The sequence below is a fragment of the Novosphingobium endophyticum genome, from assembly GCF_014640675.1.
GTDB lineage: Bacteria > Pseudomonadota > Alphaproteobacteria > Sphingomonadales > Sphingomonadaceae > Novosphingobium > Novosphingobium endophyticum.
Genome location: NZ_BMHK01000115.1, coordinates 1 through 570, shown reverse-complemented (window position 1 = coordinate 570; position 570 = coordinate 1). Strand labels below are relative to the sequence as shown.

The window sequence follows — 570 nt, the reverse complement described above, 5'->3', positions numbered from 1 at the left end:
AGAAAGATGGCCGGACCCTTCATCACGTCTTCTCCTTCATTCCACGCTGGCAAGATCGACCCAGACCGCGCCCTGGCGGCTCGAATCGAGGCTGGCACGCACGAAGCGCATGCCCGCGAGCGCGTCGTCCATGGTCGCGAAGCCCGGCTCGTCGCCTTCCTGCGGCATGCCGCGCAATGTGCGGCCGAAGGCGGCATAGATGTTGGCAAAGGCTTCCAGATAGCCCTCCGGGTGTCCGCCGGGCGTGCGCTGGATGGCCAGGATGTCGCTTGCGAGATAGGCGCGGTTGGCGCCGGCGTGCCAGATTTCGGTCGGCTTGTCGCGGTAGCCGATGCGCATCGTGTTCGGCTCTTCCTGCCGCCAGTGCAGGCCCGCCTCCTCGCACCAGACCGAGATGGCGAGATCGTTGATGTCGCCCACGCAGACCTGGCTGGCCGTCAGCGTCCCCCGGCCTCCGCCCGACAAGCGAAACAGCGCCGCGCCGTCGTCATCGATGCGGCGGCCGGGCAGCATCGTCAGTTCGGCGCAGATCGCGGCGATGCGCTCGCCGGTGATGAACTCGACGAGGTT

At 67.4% G+C, this 570-nt stretch carries 1 protein-coding gene; it reads right to left on the bottom strand.

What is annotated here, in order from left to right:
* Nucleotides 1-36 precede the first annotated feature (36 nt).
* On the bottom strand, nucleotides 37-570 hold a 534-nt coding region (locus IEX32_RS20480), incomplete at its 5' end, for a Gfo/Idh/MocA family protein (protein WP_444543980.1).